At 69.3% G+C, this 15,847-nt stretch carries 16 protein-coding genes; 7 read left to right on the plus strand and 9 right to left on the minus strand.

From position 1 onward, the window contains the following. Positions 1-50 precede the first annotated feature (50 nt). Entirely contained in the window at positions 51-1,766 is a 1,716-nt protein-coding gene (locus HNQ67_RS07180; protein ID WP_183253806.1) for a hypothetical protein, read from the plus strand. Positions 1,767-1,785: 19 nt separating this feature from the next. On the opposite strand, the gene HNQ67_RS07185 is transcribed toward HNQ67_RS07180, so the two are convergent. The 4 genes from HNQ67_RS07185 to zapE all read right to left on the minus strand — a co-directional run bounded on the left by HNQ67_RS07185 (position 1,786) and on the right by zapE (position 5,230). Then, positions 1,786-2,091: a TFIIB-type zinc ribbon-containing protein gene (locus HNQ67_RS07185; RefSeq protein ID WP_183253808.1), complete on the minus strand. Its 306-nt coding sequence runs from the start codon at positions 2,089-2,091 to the stop codon at positions 1,786-1,788. 219 nt (positions 2,092-2,310) lie between these two features. Then, positions 2,311-3,498: a BaiN/RdsA family NAD(P)/FAD-dependent oxidoreductase gene (locus tag HNQ67_RS07190; protein ID WP_183253811.1), complete on the minus strand. Its 1,188-nt coding sequence runs from the start codon at positions 3,496-3,498 to the stop codon at positions 2,311-2,313. A gap of 44 nt (positions 3,499-3,542) precedes the next feature. Next, positions 3,543-4,055, minus strand: a complete 513-nt coding sequence (locus HNQ67_RS07195; RefSeq protein WP_183253814.1) for a YbjN domain-containing protein — start codon at positions 4,053-4,055, stop codon at positions 3,543-3,545. A gap of 62 nt (positions 4,056-4,117) precedes the next feature. Then, complete coding sequence (zapE, locus tag HNQ67_RS07200) at positions 4,118-5,230, minus strand: cell division protein ZapE (protein ID WP_183253816.1); 1,113 nt, start codon at positions 5,228-5,230, stop codon at positions 4,118-4,120. A gap of 169 nt (positions 5,231-5,399) precedes the next feature. On the opposite strand from zapE, the gene HNQ67_RS07205 reads away from it, so the two are divergent. Next, positions 5,400-6,446, plus strand: coding sequence for an aspartate-semialdehyde dehydrogenase (locus HNQ67_RS07205; RefSeq protein WP_183253818.1), 1,047 nt, complete (start codon positions 5,400-5,402; stop codon positions 6,444-6,446). Positions 6,447-6,609: 163 nt separating this feature from the next. Further along, entirely contained in the window at positions 6,610-7,536 is a 927-nt protein-coding gene (gene rarD, locus HNQ67_RS07210) for an EamA family transporter RarD (protein ID WP_183253820.1), read from the plus strand. A 1-nt stretch (position 7,537) separates the two neighbouring features. Here the strand turns inward: rarD and HNQ67_RS07215 are convergent, their stop codons facing one another. From HNQ67_RS07215 to HNQ67_RS07225, 3 genes are read right to left on the minus strand one after another with little or no spacing between them, the layout of a single operon-like run. Beyond that, positions 7,538-8,671, minus strand: a complete 1,134-nt coding sequence (locus tag HNQ67_RS07215) for a serine hydrolase domain-containing protein (RefSeq protein ID WP_183253822.1) — start codon at positions 8,669-8,671, stop codon at positions 7,538-7,540. Between the two features lie 31 nt (positions 8,672-8,702). Then, entirely contained in the window at positions 8,703-9,209 is a 507-nt protein-coding gene (locus tag HNQ67_RS07220; protein ID WP_183253824.1) for a hypothetical protein, read from the minus strand. After that, complete coding sequence (locus HNQ67_RS07225) at positions 9,206-10,465, minus strand: BaiN/RdsA family NAD(P)/FAD-dependent oxidoreductase (protein WP_183253826.1); 1,260 nt, start codon at positions 10,463-10,465, stop codon at positions 9,206-9,208. The genes HNQ67_RS07220 and HNQ67_RS07225 overlap by 4 nt, the downstream gene beginning before the upstream one ends. Before the next feature lie 49 nt (positions 10,466-10,514). Between HNQ67_RS07225 and greA the strand changes: the two genes are divergently transcribed. The 3 genes from greA (at position 10,515) to HNQ67_RS07240 (ending at position 11,845) form a co-directional block, all read left to right on the plus strand. Next, a complete protein-coding gene (greA, locus tag HNQ67_RS07230; RefSeq protein ID WP_183253829.1) occupies positions 10,515-10,991 on the plus strand; it encodes a transcription elongation factor GreA in 477 nt (158 codons plus the stop codon). Positions 10,992-11,106: 115 nt separating this feature from the next. Beyond that, on the plus strand, positions 11,107-11,253 hold the full coding sequence (locus HNQ67_RS07235; protein WP_183253832.1) for a hypothetical protein: 147 nt from the start codon (positions 11,107-11,109) through the stop codon (positions 11,251-11,253). A 52-nt stretch (positions 11,254-11,305) separates the two neighbouring features. Then, positions 11,306-11,845 (plus strand): hypothetical protein, encoded by a 540-nt coding sequence (locus HNQ67_RS07240; protein WP_183253834.1) that lies wholly within the window; start codon positions 11,306-11,308, stop codon positions 11,843-11,845. Between the two features lie 116 nt (positions 11,846-11,961). Here the strand turns inward: HNQ67_RS07240 and HNQ67_RS13620 are convergent, their stop codons facing one another. Then, positions 11,962-12,177: a hypothetical protein gene (locus HNQ67_RS13620; protein ID WP_183253836.1), complete on the minus strand. Its 216-nt coding sequence runs from the start codon at positions 12,175-12,177 to the stop codon at positions 11,962-11,964. A 21-nt stretch (positions 12,178-12,198) separates the two neighbouring features. Between HNQ67_RS13620 and ligD the strand changes: the two genes are divergently transcribed. Continuing rightward, positions 12,199-14,778: a DNA ligase D gene (gene ligD / locus HNQ67_RS07250; protein ID WP_183253838.1), complete on the plus strand. Its 2,580-nt coding sequence runs from the start codon at positions 12,199-12,201 to the stop codon at positions 14,776-14,778. A gap of 170 nt (positions 14,779-14,948) precedes the next feature. On the opposite strand, the gene ku is transcribed toward ligD, so the two are convergent. Next, positions 14,949-15,797 carry a non-homologous end joining protein Ku gene (ku, locus tag HNQ67_RS07255; RefSeq protein WP_183253841.1) on the minus strand — a complete coding sequence of 283 codons (849 nt, stop codon included), beginning with the start codon at positions 15,795-15,797 and terminating at the stop codon, positions 14,949-14,951. Between the last annotated feature and the right edge of the window lie 50 nt (positions 15,798-15,847).

Below are 15,847 nucleotides of genomic sequence, written 5' to 3' on the forward strand. Positions count from 1 at the left end.
GGCCTTAAAGCCTTGGCGCCATGGTGCGGGTTCAGAAGTGCGAGTGTTTCATGACCGGCCCCGTCCACTACGAGCTGTATATCCGAAAGACCGCGCCTGCGTCCTGGAGCCTCCAGATGGCGACGGAAGACCGGGCCCACGCGATCCAGACAGCCGAGGATCTGCTGAGCGACAATCGCGCCGCCGCCGTCCGGGTCACCAAGGAAACCCTCGATCCCGACACCATGGCCTTCGACAGCGTCACGGTGCTGACCCGCGGCGCGCCGGAGGTGCAGCGCAAACGGGTCATTCCCGACGACGAGGCCGGGCCGCGGTGTAGCGCGCCCCAGGATCTGTACGCGCCGATCGCCCGCGACCTCATCGGCCGGGTGCTCGAGGACTGGCTGAACCGCCAGGGCGTCACCGCCTTCGAACTTCTGCACCGCCCGGATCTGGCCGAGAAGCTGGAAGCCTCCGGCGTCGAGCTCCAGCACGCCGTCCAGAAAGTCGCCGTGCCCGAAAGTCAGGCCGTGGGTCAACCCGTGCACGACCTCGTTCGCCATTATCAGAAGCTGGCCGACAAGACGATCGAACGCCTGTTGATCGCCGGGCGCCGCAACCTGTTCCCGGACCTCGAGAACCACTCCCTGGCCGATATCGCCCACCGGTTCTCCGGACAGGCCGACCGCGCCTTCGTCATGGGCGGCGTCATCTCCGGGGCCCTGAAGGGCGTGCGCGGCGGCCGGGCCCGCCTCGACCGCCTGATGGATCTGGCCGAACGCGCCCCCATGGAAGGCGCGCCGCGCGCCATGGTCATGGTGCCGATCGAACAGGTGATGTGCGAACTGTTCGCCGCCCGGACCAGTCTGGCCGACGTGCTCGGCCCTGCCCTCGACCAAGGGGCTTCGCTGGCCGCCGTGGTGCGGATGGTCGCCCCGCGCGAGGTCGCCGCCCTGATCAAACAGGACGCCAGGCTGGCGCTTCAGGTTCCCGTCGTCGACGGCCCCGCCGCCCGGCTCGGCGAGCGGGTGGCGGCGGGCGAATTCCCCCTGCTTTCCGCCGCCCTTGCCCGGATGGTCGTGCGCGAGCTGATGAGCCCGCGCCGCCTGCGCCCCAACGACGCCGCCGGCGAGATCGACATCCTGCGCACCCTGGCCATGACCCTGACCGCGACGGCCGGGCGGCTGTTGACGCTGGAAGAGGTGCAGACCGCGTTCAACGAGCGCTCCAAGGCAATCGTCACCGCCGATTTCGTCGCCGCCTATGTGAAGACCTGCACGACCGTGCTGTGCGAAGCCGAGGCCTTGACCCGGCTGTGCGAGAACGTCACCGGCCTCGCCAACAAGCGCGCCTCGGCCCGTTGGCTGTCGGCCTGCGTCGGTTCGCTGCGCTTCGAGGGCGAGATGCGAGCGACCTCGAACCAGACCGCGGCCCAGAAGCTGGGCATCCTCGCGAACCTGACCCGCGCCGTGCGCACCTGCGGCCTGATGGAGCGGGACGAAACCGAGATCATCACGGCCATCGGCGGCGTGGGCGGGACGGTCGAGGCCGAGGCCCGCATCGTCGCCATGCTGGCCCGCGCCCCGGCCCCCCTGCCGCAGAAGCTGTCCGTCCTGCTGCGCATGGCGGCCGGCGAGACGGCGCCGCCGGGTCCCGCCGCCGACCGGGCCAAGGCCGAGGCGATCAAGCTGTTCCGCGCCCCCGACAACCGCGCCGCCCTCGCCGCCGCGCCGGAAACGATCGCGCCCTTGAAGGGTCTGATGAAGGCGGCCGGGCTGGCGGCCTAGATCGACCGGGGGCCTGCGGTCAGTCGAAGATGTCGAAGATGCTGTCGCGCTTCTTCTTGCGGTATTTGTAATCGTCGTCGCGGTAGCGCTCATCCTTGTAGCGGGGCGGCTCGCGGTTCGGCTCGCGGGGCTGTTGTCCCCATGGCTGTGTCGCGGCGGCGGGCGCCGAGGCGCGCCCGTCCTCGGCGGCTGCGGCCATCAGCTTTTCCAGTTCGCCCCGATCCAGCCAGACGCCGCGACAAGTCGGGCACATGTCGAACTGGACTCCGTCACGCTCCAGCGTCTGCATGGCGGCGTTGTCGTTGGGGCACATCAACAAGGGCATTGACAGGTCTCCGAGGGGGTCAGAACGGGTATCGGGCGCTCCAGCGGTCCGGATTGGGCCGGAGTCGAACGCCGGAGCGCCCGATGCGGTCCGACATCACGCGCCGCCGGCGGCCGAAGGGAAGGGGGCGCCGCCGGGGGCGCGCCAGAGGGGCCCGTCCCGCCGGGTCAGAGTGGGGGGAGGCGCCCCGGCCCGGCAATAGGCCGGAACGTCGCGGGCTCAGCAGACCTGACCCGCGGCCCAGCCCGACGACCAGGCCCACTGGAAATTATAGCCGCCCAGCCAGCCGGTGACGTCGACCGCCTCACCGATCACGTACAGGCCCGGCATGCTCTTTGCGGCCAGGGTCTGCTGGTCCAGCTGATCCGTCGCCACCCCGCCCAGCGTGACCTCGGCGGTGCGGTAGCCTTCGGACCCCACCGGTTTGACGCTCCAGCCGTTGACCGCCGCGTCCAGCCGCCGCAGCGCCTTGTCCGACAGATCGGCCAGGTTGCCGACGCCCCCCTCCTGCTCGACCAGCAACTCGGCCAGCCGCTTCGGAACGATCTGGCCCAGCGCCGTATGCGCCGCCTGCCGCCCGTTCTCCGCCTTCATCGTCTTCAGCCGCGCGAACACGTCCAGGCCCGGGGCCATGGCTACGGAAATAGCCTCGCCCTCGCGCCAGTAGCTCGAGATCTGCAGCACGCTCGGCCCGCTCAGGCCCCGGTGGGTGAACAGCAACCCCTCGGCGAATCTCGTTTTCCCATGCGAAACGACCGCCTCGACCGACACGCCCGCCAGCGGCTTCAGCCGCTCCAGCACGCCCGTCTCGAAGGTCAGCGGCACCAGCGCCGGCCGCGTCTCCGTGACCCTCAGTCCGAACCCCCGCGCCGTGTCATAGGCCCAGCCGGTCGCGCCCATCTTGGGGATCGACTTGCCGCCGGTGGCCAGCACCAGCGAGCCCGCCTTCACCGTCGAACCGTCGGACAGCACTGCCTCGAACCCGTCGCCGTCGCGGGCAATCCGCTCCACCGCCACGCCCAGCGACAGCCGCGCTCCGGCCTCGCGCATGTCGTCCGTCAGCATGCGGATGATCTGTTTGGCGCTGTCGTCGCAGAATAGCTGGCCGAGAGTCTTCTCGTGCCAGGCGATGCCGGCCCGGTCGACGCGCTTGATGAAATCGTGCTGGGTGAACCGCTTCAGGGCCGAGGTGGCGAAGCGCGGGTTCTCCCCGAGGAAATTGCCCGGCCCGGTCCCCAGATTGGTGAAATTGCAGCGCCCGCCGCCCGAGATGCGGATCTTCTCGCCGGGCGCCCGGGCATGGTCCAGCACGCGCACCGAGCGGCCGCGTCGCCCGGCCTCGATGGCGCACATCATGCCGGCGGCGCCCGCCCCGACGATCAGCACATCGACGATGTCAGCCTTCATCCGCCCGCGTTAGCAGGCCGGCGGGCGGTCAGCGAGAGTTTCGCCTATTCCGCGGCGGCGAAATAGCCGACCGTCGTGGCGAAAGCCGAGACCAGGTCCAGCCACAGGGCCGTATGATCGGCCAGCTGCTCAACGCCGCCCGGGCCGATCAGCACGTCGTACTGGACCACGCCCGACGGGTCTCCGCCCGCCTCGCCCGGCGTGAAGAAGGCCTTCAGAAAGCGGCGCTCGCGGTTCCAGTCGTTGATCATCGGCTGGGTGATGGTGGGGTTGGAGAAGCTGGCCGCGTACTGGATGTCGCCGCAGACGTCCGCCTGGCAGCTGTAGAAGAAGATCACCCAGTTCAGCGGGCCGTCCGAGACGCCGATCCAGGTCTCCCCTTCGCGGCGGTTGATCTCGCTGACCGTGCCGCCCTTCGAGGTCAGCCAGGCGCGCACGGCCTCGATCGAGACGCCCGGATCGGTCGCGGTCTGGACCGGTGCGGGCGGCGCCGACGCGGCGGCGGGCGCGGCGAAGGCCATGACGGCGGCGGCGGCGAGGGTCGCGAAACGGATCATCGGGGTCTCCTGCAGGCGCTCACCTACCGACGGATGCGCGGCGAAAGCAAGGCGGCGGCGCGTCAGTCACGCTCCCGCGCCAGCCATTCGGCGCCGGCCATCTCGTTCAGTCGCGACACGGTCCGTTCGAACTCGAACGCGCCGACCCCCTTGCGGTACAGGGCTTCGGGCGCCGCCTCGGCCAGGGCGACCAACCGCGTCCGGGCCTCGTAGAGGGCGTCGATCAGGGTCACGAAGCGCCGCGCTTCCTGCTGGTTAGCGGGTCCCAGCACCGGCACATCCTCGATGAAGAGGGTGTGGAATCGCTCGGCCACGGCCAGATAGTCCTGCGGCCCGAGCGGCCGGCCGCACAGCTGGGCGAAGGTGGCGCGCGCCAGCCCGCCGTCGGTGCGCTCGATGATCACCTCGCGGCCCTGCACCACCAGATGCGCCGGGCACTCCTCCTGCTCCCCCTTCAGGTCCGACCAGAGCGCCTCAAACCCCGCTTGTGCGGCCTCGTCGGCGGGCGTGAACCAGACCCGGTCTCCCATCAACCGGTCCAGCCGCCAGTCCCGCGCCCCCGCGACGGACACCACCTCGCAGCGCGCCTCGATCAGGGCGATAAACGGCTCGAAGAGCTCGCGGTTGATCCCGTTCAGATACAGCTGGTCCGGGGCCCGGTTCGAGGTCACGGCCAGCACCACCTTGTTTTCGAACAGGGCCTCGAACAGCCGGCCGAGGATCAGGGCGTCGGCGATGTCGGTGACCTGCAGTTCGTCGAAGCACAGCAGCCGCGCCTCGGAGGCGATCAGCTCGGCCACCGGCCGGATCGGATCGTCGCCACGGTACTGTCCGAACACCGCCTTGCGGGCCTCGGCGTCGCCCTCGCGCCACTGCCGGATCAGGCCGTGCACCCGGGCCAGGAAGGCGTGGAAATGCGCCCGCTTCTTCCGCTTCTCCGGCGCGCAGGCGTAGAACAGATCCATCAGGATGGACTTGCCCCGCCCCGGCGGTCCCCACAGATAGACGCCCCGCACCTCGGGCGGCCCGCCCAACAGCCCGCCCAGGAGACCCTTGCGGCCGAGATCGATCTCCAGCCGCGCCAGCGCCTCGACCACCGGAACCTGCGACGGATCGGCGGTCAGCCGGCCGTCGGCCAGCCGCTTCTCATAAGCAGCGCGAATGCGTGATCCCATCGATCTCGGGCTTAGCGGCGCCCGCCGTCGCTGAAAAGCGATTGCTTCGCGCCCGCGATGGCCCACATAGAGCCATCGTCGTCCGGCACGGTCGGGCACCACCCCAATTTGCGCTCAAGCAGCGAGACGCCGCGCGTCGAGCTCTAGCGCGTCCGAAGGACCTACCAAGATGGGCTACAAAGTCGCCATCGTCGGCGCCACCGGCAACGTCGGCCGCGAGATGCTGAACATCCTCGAGGAACTGGAATTCCCTGTCGACGAGATGCACGCCGTCGCCTCGCGCAAGTCGCGCGGCGTCGAGGTGGCCTGGGGCGACCGCACCATCAAATGTCAGGACATCGAGGCGTTCGACTTCTCGAAGGTCGACATCGTGCTGATGAGCGCCGGCGGCGACGTCTCGCGTCAGTGGTCGGAGAAGATCGGCAAGGCCGGTCCCATCGTCATCGACAACTCCTCGGCCTTCCGCAAGGACCCCGACGTACCGCTGATCGTGCCCGAGGTGAACCCGGACGCGATCAAGGACGCGAGAAAGAAGAACATCGTCGCCAACCCCAACTGCTCGACCGCCCAGCTGGTCGTGGCGCTCAAGCCCCTGCACGACGCCGCGAAGATCACCCGCGCCGTGGTCTCGACCTACCAGTCCGTCTCGGGGGCCGGGAAGGAAGGCATGGACGAGCTGTGGAACCAGACCAAGGCCATCTACGGTCTCGGCGACGCCACCCCGAAACTGTTCCCCAAACAGATCGCCTTCAACGTCATTCCGATGATCGGATCGTTCCGCGACGACGGCTACACCGACGAGGAGGCCAAGATGTGGGATGAGACCCACAAGATCCTCGATCCGGACATCAGGCTGACCGTCACCTGCGTCCGCGTCCCGGTCTTCGTCGGCCACTCCGAGGCGGTGACGCTCGAGTTCGACCGTCCCATCTCGCCCGACGAGGCCCGCGCCATCCTGCGCGACGCCCCCGGCGTCATGGTCATCGATAAGCAGGAGCACGACGGCTACATCACGCCGGTCGACGCCTCCGGCGAACACGCGGTCTACGTCAGCCGCATCCGCAAGGACCACACCGTCGAGAACGGCCTGTCGCTGTGGGTCGTCTCCGACAACCTGCGCAAGGGCGCGGCCCTCAACGCCGTGCAGATCGCCCAGCTGCTGGACGAGACCGGGACGATCAAGCCGTCGTCAGGATATCGCAGCATCACGGTCTGATCTCCGTCCGACTATGACGCCGTCATCCCCGGGCTTGTCCCGGGGACCCATCCATCCGCCGCAGGAACCGATGCCGGTTCACGCCATGGCCGCCGCCCATGCGCCTCCCCGCCATGGGTCCCCGGGACAAGCCCGAGGATGACGGTGTGAAAGGAACAAGGGGATGAGTCCGGCTCCGTCCGACAGCGCCCGCGCCGCCCTCCTGTCCGCCTTCGCCTGCTACACGCTGTGGGGGTTCATGCCCCTGTTCTTCATGGGACAGGCGTCGGTCGGCTTCGACTCGCTGGAAATTCTCGCCCACCGCGCCCTCTGGGCCGTGGCGGTAGCCGGTCTGCTGGTCTGGCTGGCGGGGCAGGGCGGGCAGATCCGCACCGTCCTGACCTCGCCGAAGACGCTGGCCTGGCTGGCCTTCTCGACGGCGCTCATCGGGCTCAACTGGGGTCTCTACGTCTGGGCGACGACCCACGGCGCGACGCTGGAAGCCAGCCTGGGCTACTACATCAACCCCCTGCTCAACATGGTCGTAGGCCTGTGGTTGTTCCGCGAGCGGATCGACCGCTGGGGCTGGATCGCCATCGGCCTCGCCGCCGTCGGCGTGCTGTTCCAGACCCTCGCCCTCGGTCGACCCCCGTGGATATCGCTGATCCTCGCCGTCACCTTCGCCACCTATGGCGTGATCCGCAAACGCGTGCCGATCGACGCCCAGGCCGGCCTGCTGGTCGAGTGCCTGCTGCTGGCGCCCTTCGGCCTGGCCTGGGTGCTGTGGCTCCAGCACACCGGCGCGGGCGTAGCCTTCGACGGACCGGTGAACACCTTCTGGGCCCTCGCCAACGGACCCGCCACCGTGCTGCCGCTGGCCCTGTTCGCCTGGTCGGCGCGCCGTCTGCCGCTGTCGACCATCGGCTTTATCCAGTTCCTCGCCCCGACGCTGCAGTTCGGTGTCGGCGTCTGGGCCGGCGAGGCGCTGACCCCGCTCAGGGTGGTGTCCTTCGCCTTCATCTGGGGCGGAGCCGGCGTCTTCGCGGCGGCCGCCTTCTTCCGCCACCGGGCCGCGCGCGAAGCGCTGAAGCGGGCGGCGAAACCGGTCTGATTCAGAGGCTGGCGTACAGCGCCGTCTGCAACCGCACCGCCCTTGGATCGCCGATCAGGTGCGGCGACTGCCGGGTCATCACATAGGCTGCCGACAGCCCCGCCTCCGGGTCGGCCCAGGCACAGCTGCCGCCCCAGCCGTAGTGGCCCAGCGCCGTCGGGTTCGGCCCGAAGATGTCCAGACCGGCGTTCATCGTCCATCCGGCGGCCCAGCCCATTACAAACGGCAGCACCCGGTCCCGGCCGTGGATGCGCTCGCGACGCGCCGCCGCCAGCGTCGGCTCCGACAGCATTTCCTGACCCTCGAACGATCCGGTGGCCATGACCGTCATCAGCCGAGCCAGGTCCTTCGCCGTGCCGTGCAGGTTGGCCGAGGGGATCTCCATCATCCGCCATTCCGTCGAGCCCCGCCCCCCGGGCGCCGAGCCCTTGTCGAGGAAGGCCGACCGCTTCACCGCGTCGATCTCGCCCAGGTCCGGCGCGGCGGTCGGCTTGCGCATCTGCGCCACCCGCCCGTGTTCCGCCTCCGGCAGGCCGATCCACAGGTCCAACCCCGGAAACTCTTCCCGCAGCGCCGTCCCCATGGTGCGCCCGTCGACCAGACGGAACAGTTCGCCGGCCAGATAGCCAATGGTAATCGGATGATAGCCGCTGGCCGCGCCCGCCTCCCACATCGGCGCCTGGGCGCACAGCCGCTCCAGAACCGCCGTCCGGTCGAACCAGAGGGTGGGATCGGCGTCGCCGTCGAACCCCGGCAGGCCAGCCTGATGGCTCATCAGCTGGCCGACGGTGATCGCGTCCTTGCCCGCCGCGCCAAAGGCCGGCCAATAGCTCGCCACCGGCCGCTCATAGTCCAGCAGCCCCCGCTCGACGGCGAGGGCGATCAGGGTCGCCATCACCGCCTTGCCGGTCGAGAACACCGGGACCAGGGTGTCGGTTTCGAACGGCTGCGTCCGCGCCGTGTCGGCCCAGCCCGCCCGCAGATCGATCACCGTCTCGCCGTCGATGGCGACGCTGAAACCGGCCCCCAGTTCGTTCAGCCCCTCCGGCGCATCGGTGAAATTGGCCGCGAAGGCGTCCTTCACCGCGGCGAAACGGGCATGGCACAGGCCATGAATCTCGGGGAGGTCGCTCATGCCTCACTCCTAGCCAAGCGGATGGCGGCCGTCACCTTGCGCTCATGCCCAGCCACATGGCTCCGAGCAGCGCGATCCCGTTGGCGGCGGCATGAATGGCCGTGATCAGCCAGAACCCGGCCCAACCCTGTCCGCGCTCCATCCAGTGGTGCTGGATCATCGCCATCAGGGCGAAGAATGGCGCGACGGCCAGCGAAAGCGGGCCGAGGCCATGGAAAGGGACGGACAGGACGGCGCACGCAGCGGCCGTGACCCGGACCGACCATCGGCGCCCCAACAGCCAGACCACCAGGCGTATGGCCAGCGACTCGACCAGGGGCGCGAAGACCAGGCCCGCGAACACCCACTCGGCCGTCACCGCATCGATCATGCCGCTGTACTGATCCGTCACTCCGGCCCCGAACGCGAGCAGGATCAGTATGCCGAGGGCCACCAGCGACAACCGTCCGACCACAACCGCCAGGACCAGAGTCCGGACCCATCGCTCGCTCTGTCCGGTCAGATCGCGCCAGACGGTGCTCCACCCGGTCCGCGTCATGGGGCCGCCGGGACGCCGCGGTCCGCGTCCCCGGCCAGCCAGTCCAGCACCCCGTCCGCCGCGACGACGCCCGAGGCCATCGAGGCCTGCAGCAGATAGCCGCCGGTCGGCGCCTCCCAGTCCAGCATCTCGCCCGCGACGAACACCCCCGGCAGGGCTTTCAGCATCAGCCGTTTGTCGACGGCGTCGAGCCTGACCCCCCCGGCCGACGAGATGGCCCGCGCCAGTCCCTGGACCCCCGTCAGCGTCAGCCGCACCCCCTTGATGCGCCGCGCCAGCTTGTCCGCCCCCGCCGGCAGCTCGCCCGGAATCTCGCGCAGCAGGCCTGCGCCGACCGGCGACAGCCCCGCCGCCTTCCGCAGCCAGTTGGAGACGCTGTCCTTGCCGCGCGGTTTGGTCAGCCGCCCCGCCAACGCCTCGACCGTCAGGTCGGGCCGCAGATCGACCGTCAGCACCGCCGACCCGTCCCGCTCCACCGCATCCCGCAGCGCCGCCGACAGGGCGTAGACCGCCCCGCCCTCGATCCCGTAGCGCGTCACCATCGCCTCGCCGCGCACCGTCGTGCCGTCGAACGTCAGCGCGACCGGCTTCAGCGGCTGGCCCGCAAACCGCTCCGCGAACACTTCCGACCAGGCTGTGTCGAAGCCGACGTTGGATGGCCGGAACGGCGCCGTATCGACGCCCGTCGCCTCCAGCCAGTCACGCCACGCTCCGTCCGACCCCAGACGCGGCCAACTCGCCCCGCCCAGCGCCAGCACCACGGCGTCCGGCCGCTCGATCCGCTCGCCGTCCGGCGTCTGGAAGTGCAGTTCCAACCCGTCGTCAGCCCCGCGAAGGCCGGGACCGACCCAGCGCGACCGCGTCCGCACCTCGACCCCCAGTTCCGCCAGCCGCCCCAGCCAGGCCCGCAGCAGCGGCGAGGCCTTCATCGCCCGTGGAAACACCCGTCCCGACGAGCCCGTGAACACCGGCTGGCCCAGCCCCTCGGCCCAGCCGATCAGATGCGTCGGCGAGAACCGCTCCAGCCACGCCGCCGTCGTCCCCGACGCCGCCCCGTAGCGGCCGCTGAACCCATCCAGCGGCTCCGAATGGGTCAGGTTCAGCCCGCCGCGACCGGCCATCAGGAATTTGCGCGCCACGGACGGCATCGCCTCGTGCACCGTCACCGCCAAGCCGGCCCGGGCCAGCCGCTCGGCCGCCGTCAGGCCCGCCGGCCCGGCCCCGATCACATGCACTGTCTTGTCTGAAGAACCCATCGACCCGTTCTAGACCGGAACGTCCGCGCCCTGCATACGCTTCCGTCCCATGAGCGTCGCCTTTACCCGCGAGGAAGACCTGGAGGCCACGGCCGCCGACCTCCCCGACCGCCCGATCTCGCCGCACCCCAACCTCGTCACCCTCGAGGGGCTGGCGAAGATCGAGGCCGCCCTGACCGACGCGCGCGCGGCCTACAACGCCGCCCAGGCCAAGGGCTCGATCGAGGCCGACCGTACCGCCATGGCCCGCGCCACCCGCGACCTGCGCTACTGGTCCGCCCGCCGCGCCACCGCCCAGCTGGTCGAGACGTCCTTCGACGGCCGCGTGCGCTTCGGCGGCTCGGTCACGATTGAGCGCGCGGACGGCCGCAGTCAGACCTGGCGCATCACCGGCGAGGACGAGGCCGACCCGAATGCGGGCTCGGTCAGCCATGTTTCACCCCTCGCCGTGGCCCTGATCGGCAAGCGCGTCGGCGACGAGGCGACGGTGGCCGGACAGACGGTCGAGGTCGTGGCCGTCGACTGAACGGTTGTCGCCGGGGCCGGGGCGCCCCACCTTGTCCGCATCCACGCCGCTTCCCCGGCGTTCTCCCGGCGCCCCGCGCGTCAGGCGCGACCGCGCCGGAAAGGACTAGCCGCTGATGGCCCGCAAGCCCAACTACAGTTTCGAACGCATGGAGCGCGAGCGCGCCGACGCCAAAAAGGCCGCCGAGAAGGCCGCCGCCAAGGCCGAAAAACGCGCCGCCGCCAAGGCCGAGAAGTCCGGAGAGGAACCCCAGCCGGAATAGTCGTCAGCCACGGTCAGTTGACGGGCGGCCCGGGACTGCCGACGAATAGCGCATGCTCGTCCCGGCTTTCATCCTCGCCCTGACCGTCGCCCCGGCCCAGGAAACAGCGTCCTGGGGCCAGCACGAATGGGACAACGGCACAGGCTTCCTGTCACGCCAATATTTCGAGAACGGCAGGGGCTATCCATCGGGCCATCTGTTTGAGAATGGGATCAAAGCCGGCTCGATCCGGTATCTGGTCTCCGGCGACGGCCGCGGATCCGCTCATTTCTGGCTGAACAGCCGCGATCCCGGCTCGGCCTTCTTCTGGCGGAACGGCCGCGATCCCGGCAGCCGTCATTACTGGGACAACGGCCGCGGCTGCCTCAGCGAACTGGGTTGGCGCCTCGGCGCGGCTTGCTCTTCCGCGGACACGCTGATTCTCCAGACCCTGTGCATCGCGAAGGCGATCGACATTCCGCCCTGTCGTCCGATCAACGCCCGTCTCGACGACTGGCTGTCTCGCGAGACCGGTGACGTGATCTACCCCGGCGATCTGTCGATCCACAGCTATGCGGACCTCGTGGTCCGCATGCGCGGCAACGTGGCGTAGCCATGGATGCTGGCCTCCGCCTTCGCTATCGCCTTGCCGCCGGCCGCCCCCCAGACCGCCGGTAGCGAATATCATTGGCGCCAAGGGCGCGGTAGCGTCAGCGAAGCGCGGTGGCGTCAGGGCACCGCCTGCACGGCCGCCGAGGTGCTGGTCATCGAAACCGCATGCATCGCCCAGGTGATCGACATCCCGCCCTGCCGGGCCGTCGAAACGCGGCTGGACAAGTGGTTGGACACCGTCGGCGGCATCAGTTCGACACGGCCTTCAAAGACGATCGAACTGATGCGCCGACCCTTTGGATTGAGCCAACCTCCACCGCGCGCGTTTCCCATCCGTCCGAACGGGAGGCCCGGGTGCGCGGCGAGCTTGAGACCTACAACAAGAAGCGGAATTTCGGCGATACGCCGGAGCCGAAGGGCCGCAAGGGCAAGGCGCGCAAGACCGGCCTGACCTTCCTGATCCAGCGCCACGCCGCGACGCGCCTGCACTATGACTTCCGCATCGAGGTGGACGGGGTGCTCAAGTCCTGGGCGGTGACCAAAGCCCCGTCGCGCGATCCGGCGGTCAAACGACTGGCGGTCGAGACCGAGGACCATCCACTGGACTACGGGACCTTCGAGGGGACCATCCCGGCCGGCAACTACGGCGCCGGCACGGTGCAGATGTGGGACCGCGGGACGTGGGAGCCGCAGGAGGACGACGTCGCGGACGCCTTCAAGCGCGGCAACGTCAAGATGATCGTCCACGGCGAGCGGCTGCAGGGCAAATGGGCCCTGATCCGCATGAAGACCGATCGCGGCAAACCGTCCAAGCGCAACAACTGGCTGCTGATCAAGGAAAAGGACGAGCACGCCGTTCCCGGCGAGGGCGACGCCAATATGGAGATCGACGCCTCGGTCACGACCGGCCGAAGCCTCGCCGAAATCGCGGAGGGCAAGACGCAGTGGACGTCATCCAGGCCCACGGGCCGAAAGCCGCCGCCGAAGCCGAAGGCCCGCGCTGCGGTCGCCTCGAAGGCCGAGAAACCGCACACCTTCGTCCCCATCCAGCTGTGCAAGGTCGCCGACTATCCGCCGCGCGGCGCCGGCTGGGCCCACGAAATCAAGTTCGACGGCTACCGCCTGCAGGTCGCGGCGGGCGGCGGTCGCGCCACCGTCCGCACCCGCAAGGGCCTCGACTGGTCCGACAAATTTCCTGAACTGGCCGCCGACGCCGCGACATGGCCCGACGCCGTGATCGACGGCGAGCTGTGCGCGCTGGACGGCGACCACATGCCCGACTTCTCGGCCTTGCAGACGGCCATCTCCGAAGGCGACACCGCCGATCTCGTCTATTTCGCCTTTGACCTGCTGTTCGAGGGGGCGGAGGACCTGCGCGGCCTTCCCCTGTCGCACCGCAAGGCGCGGTTGCAGGCGTACATCGACCGTATCCCCAAGGCGGCCCGCGACCGCATCCGCTACGTCGATCATTTCGCCACTACGGGTCAGGCCATCCTCGAAAGCGCCTGCCGCATGGATCTGGAGGGGGTCATCTCCAAGAAGCTGGACGCCGCCTACAAGGCGGGCCGCTCGGCGACCTGGCTCAAGTCCAAATGCCGCGGGCGGGACGAGGTGATCATCGGCGGCTGGACCTCCGAAGGCGGGTCCCGTTTCCGCTCCCTGATCGTGGGGGTGAACGACAAGGGCGGCCTGCGGCCTCTGGGCCGGGTCGGGACGGGTTATTCGCAGCCCCTGCTCAAGACACTCATGCCCGCCCTCAAGGCCGCGGCTTCCGACGACAGTCCGTTCAAGGGCAAGGGCGCCCCGCGCGGCGGCCGCGACATCCACTGGGTCAAGCCGGTGCTGGTCGCCGAGATCGAGCACGGCGGCTACACCGACAGCGGCACCCTGCGCCACGCCGCTTTCAAGGGCCTGCGCGAGGACAAGCCGCCGGCCGAGGTCACGGACCGGCCCCGGACTCCCGCCCCGGCGTCGAAGGAAAAAGGCGCGCCCGCCGACCTGCCTGGCCTGGCCGTTCCCGGCGAAAAGCCCCGCAAGGGCAAGCTGGTCGTCGCCGGGGTCACCATCTCCAGCCCGGACAAGGTGCTGTGGCCCGCCGCCGGGGACCGACCCGCGATCACCAAGGCCGAGCTGGTCCGCTTCTACGAAATGGCCGCCGAGCGCATCCTGCCCCACGTCGCCGACCGCCCGGTCTCGATCATCCGCGCGCCCGAGGGGATCACCGGCCAGAAATTTTTCCAGCGCCACGCCATGCCCGGCTCCAACCCCCGGCTGAAGCTGATCGATGTGAAGGAGCGCAAACCCTATATCGGTGTCGTCGATGTCGGCGGCCTCGTCGCCATCGGCCAGTCGGGCGGGCTGGAACTTCACCCGTGGGGCTGCAAGCCGGGCGACCCCGAAACGCCCGACCAGATCACCTTCGACCTCGACCCGGACGAGGGCCTCGATTTCGACGACGTCATTTCCGCTGCAAAGGCGGTGAAAAAGAAGCTGGAGGCCCTCGGCCTCAATCCCTTCGTCAAGACCACGGGCGGCAAGGGGCTGCACGTCGTCGTCCCCATCCTCGCCGACGCGAAGAGCCGGATCGAATGGGACCAGTGCAAGGCCTTCGCCAAGGCCGTGTCGGAACGCGTCCGCGCCGCCGACCCCGACCATTTCACCACCACCCTCGCCAAGAAGGCGCGGGGCGGGAAGATCTTCCTCGATTACTTGCGCAACGGGCGCATGGCCACCGCCGTCGCTCCCTGGTCGCCCCGCGCCCGCCCCGGCGCCGGCATCGCCTTCCCCCTGTCCTGGGGCCAGGTCCGCAAGGGCCTCGACCCCCGCGCCTTCACCCTCCACGAGGCGGAGGCCCTGCTGAAGAAGCCCGACCCGTGGAAAGATTTCCGCGACGGCGCGGTCAGTCTGAAGCCGGCGCTGAAGAAGGTCGTCTGAGCGGCCGTCTCCTCCCCGTTCGCCCTTCGCGAATGGGGAGGGGGACCGCGAAGCGGTGGAGGGGTCAAGCGGCGCAACGGTCGTGCGGCGGAAAGAACCCCTCCGTCACGGCGCGTATTCGCGCCGCGCCACCTCCCCATCGCTGCGCGACAGGTAAGAGACAGCGAAACTTACGCCGCCTTCTTCTTCGCCGCCGGCTTCTTTCCCGCCGCCTTCTTCGCCGGCGGCTTCTTCGCGCCGCCCGCCGCGCCCTTCAGGCTGGCGCGCAGGGCCTCCATCAGATCGACCACATTGGTGTCGTCCGGCTCTGGCGCCTCGACCAGATCCTTGCCGCCCTTCTGCTTGGCCTTGATCATCGCCTTCAAGGCCTCGTCGTAGCGGTCCTTGAACTGCGACGGGTCGAACGCGGCGTCCTTCTGGCCGATGATCCGGGTGGCGATCTCGACCATGTCCTTGTCGGCCTTCACCTCGGGGATATCGTCGAAATAGTCGGCCGCGTCACGCACCTCGTCATGGGCGCGAAGGCTGTAGGCCACCAGCCCCTTGCCGCGCACCTCCAGGGCGATCTGGCGTTCACGACCGCGCAACACCAGACAGCCGATGGCGATCTTGCCCGCCTTCCGCATCGCATCGCGGATGACGGCGAAGGCCTCGGCTCCCACGCCATTTTCGGGCACCACGTAAAAGGGGCTGTCCCAGTACAGCCGGTCGATGTCGGCCTCGTCGACGAACTGGTCGATCGAAATGGTCCGCGTGCTCTCCAGCCTGACCTTGTCGAAGTCCTCGTCGTCGAACAGCACATATTCGTCTTTGGACACTTCATAGCCCTTGACCAGGTCGGACCGCTCCACCGGGCCGGTCTCGGGATCGGTCGGCACCATGCGGATGCGGTTGTTGGTCTCGGGATTGATCAGGTTGAAGCTGACGTGGCTGGCCGAGGACGTGGCCGTGTAGAGCGCCACCGGGCACGTCACCAGCGACAGCTTCAGATGGCCCTGCCAGGTCGGTCTCGCAGCCATGATCGCCTCCTCGTACGGTTTCGGGGACTCGAACCCCCGACCGCGCGATT

Source organism: Brevundimonas basaltis (assembly GCF_014202075.1).
GTDB lineage: Bacteria > Pseudomonadota > Alphaproteobacteria > Caulobacterales > Caulobacteraceae > Brevundimonas > Brevundimonas basaltis.

Coding starts and splice junctions, on each gene's coding strand:
- HNQ67_RS07180 (WP_183253806.1), top strand. CDS start 51: ATGACCGGCCCCGTCCACTACGAGCTGTATATCCGAAAGACCGCGCCT.
- HNQ67_RS07185 (WP_183253808.1), bottom strand. CDS start 2,091: ATGCCCTTGTTGATGTGCCCCAACGACAACGCCGCCATGCAGACGCTG.
- HNQ67_RS07190 (WP_183253811.1), bottom strand. CDS start 3,498: ATGAAGGCTGACATCGTCGATGTGCTGATCGTCGGGGCGGGCGCCGCC.
- HNQ67_RS07195 (WP_183253814.1), bottom strand. CDS start 4,055: ATGATCCGTTTCGCGACCCTCGCCGCCGCCGCCGTCATGGCCTTCGCC.
- zapE (WP_183253816.1), bottom strand. CDS start 5,230: ATGGGATCACGCATTCGCGCTGCTTATGAGAAGCGGCTGGCCGACGGC.
- HNQ67_RS07205 (WP_183253818.1), top strand. CDS start 5,400: ATGGGCTACAAAGTCGCCATCGTCGGCGCCACCGGCAACGTCGGCCGC.
- rarD (WP_183253820.1), top strand. CDS start 6,610: ATGAGTCCGGCTCCGTCCGACAGCGCCCGCGCCGCCCTCCTGTCCGCC.
- HNQ67_RS07215 (WP_183253822.1), bottom strand. CDS start 8,671: ATGAGCGACCTCCCCGAGATTCATGGCCTGTGCCATGCCCGTTTCGCC.
- HNQ67_RS07220 (WP_183253824.1), bottom strand. CDS start 9,209: ATGACGCGGACCGGGTGGAGCACCGTCTGGCGCGATCTGACCGGACAG.
- HNQ67_RS07225 (WP_183253826.1), bottom strand. CDS start 10,465: ATGGGTTCTTCAGACAAGACAGTGCATGTGATCGGGGCCGGGCCGGCG.
- greA (WP_183253829.1), top strand. CDS start 10,515: ATGAGCGTCGCCTTTACCCGCGAGGAAGACCTGGAGGCCACGGCCGCC.
- HNQ67_RS07235 (WP_183253832.1), top strand. CDS start 11,107: ATGGCCCGCAAGCCCAACTACAGTTTCGAACGCATGGAGCGCGAGCGC.
- HNQ67_RS07240 (WP_183253834.1), top strand. CDS start 11,306: ATGCTCGTCCCGGCTTTCATCCTCGCCCTGACCGTCGCCCCGGCCCAG.
- HNQ67_RS13620 (WP_183253836.1), bottom strand. CDS start 12,177: ATGGGAAACGCGCGCGGTGGAGGTTGGCTCAATCCAAAGGGTCGGCGC.
- ku (WP_183253841.1), bottom strand. CDS start 15,797: ATGGCTGCGAGACCGACCTGGCAGGGCCATCTGAAGCTGTCGCTGGTG.